Raw genomic sequence first — 1,245 nt, forward strand, 5'->3', positions numbered from 1 at the left:
GGCTGCACCAGAAGTAGATAGCTTAACCTTCGGGGGGGCGTTTACCACGGTGTGGTTCATGACTGGGGTGAAGTCGTAACAAGGTAGCCCTAGGGGAACCTGGGGCTGGATCACCTCCTTAACGATATGACTGCGTTTGATGCAGTGTCCACACAGATTGCTTGGTTGAAACGTAAAAGAACATGTCCAGGTACCCAAACCTGGAAACACTTAGTCCCATTCGTCTAGAGGCCTAGGACACCGCCCTTTCACGGCGGTAACAGGGGTTCGACTCCCCTATGGGACGCCACGGGTCGTTAGCTCAGTTGGTAGAGCAGTTGACTTTTAATCAATTGGTCGCAGGTTCGAATCCTGCACGACCCACCATCTTCTCCTCGGAAGATGGCAGTTTTGATTTCACTTTTACAAAAGTGAAAACAAGCTGAAAATCGGAGGGCGATTAGCTCAGTTGGGAGAGCACCTCCCTTACAAGGAGGGGGTCACTGGTTCGAGCCCGGTATCGCCCACCACTTTTCCTTTATGCTGCGTTATCGCATTTCTCGTTTAGCGAACTAAACGTCGAAATACGATGTCTTGCCTAAAGAAAAAGAACCCATTATGGGGCTATAGCTCAGCTGGGAGAGCGCCTGCCTTGCACGCAGGAGGTCAGCAGTTCGATCCTGCTTAGCTCCACCACTCTCTAAAAACATTCTAATGAGTGTGTTTAGAAAGTGGTTATCTCACGATAAATACATGCTCTTTAACAATCTGGAAAGCTGACTAGTAAATTGAATTTATTAAATTCAATACTAAATAGTTTTATTTCTCTTTATTAAGAGAAGTAAAACGAGTTCTCAAGCAACACACATTCAAGTGTCTTGTGTAAGAGTCCGGCGAAACACAGTCCGTCACATACTCAGACGGACAACCTTGGTTGTTGAGCCATACGAACAGACCCCTTGGGGTTGTATGGTTAAGTGACTAAGCGTACACGGTGGATGCCTGGGCAGTCAGAGGCGATGAAGGACGTGCTAACCTGCGATAAGCCAAGAGAAGATGGTAAGAATCACAATACTCTTGGATTTCCGAATGGGGAAACCCAGCTGCATAAGCAGTTATCAGCAAGTGAATACATAGCGTGCTGAGGCGAACCGGGGGAACTGAAACATCTAAGTACCCCGAGGAAGAGAAATCAACCGAGATTCCGGCAGTAGCGGCGAGCGAAACCGGATTAGCCCTTAAGCTAGTCTTGCGTTAGGTGAACAA

4 tRNA genes and 2 rRNA genes are annotated in these 1,245 nt (G+C 47.8%); all 6 read left to right on the top strand.

Annotation, left to right across the window (positions count from 1 at the left end):
- Positions 1-121: ribosomal RNA gene (locus C9I98_RS26320) — 16S ribosomal RNA — on the top strand; the annotation flags it as partial.
- A gap of 92 nt (positions 122-213) precedes the next feature.
- Positions 214-289, top strand: a tRNA-Glu gene (locus tag C9I98_RS26325).
- A 1-nt stretch (position 290) separates the two neighbouring features.
- A tRNA-Lys gene (locus tag C9I98_RS26330) sits at positions 291-366 on the top strand.
- A 67-nt stretch (positions 367-433) separates the two neighbouring features.
- Positions 434-509 (top strand) — tRNA-Val (locus tag C9I98_RS26335).
- Between the two features lie 90 nt (positions 510-599).
- Positions 600-675, top strand: a tRNA-Ala gene (locus C9I98_RS26340).
- 275 nt (positions 676-950) lie between these two features.
- Positions 951-1,245: ribosomal RNA gene (locus C9I98_RS26345) — 23S ribosomal RNA — on the top strand; the annotation flags it as partial.

It is taken from the genome of Photobacterium sanctipauli, from assembly GCF_003026495.1.
Lineage (GTDB): Bacteria > Pseudomonadota > Gammaproteobacteria > Enterobacterales > Vibrionaceae > Photobacterium > Photobacterium sanctipauli.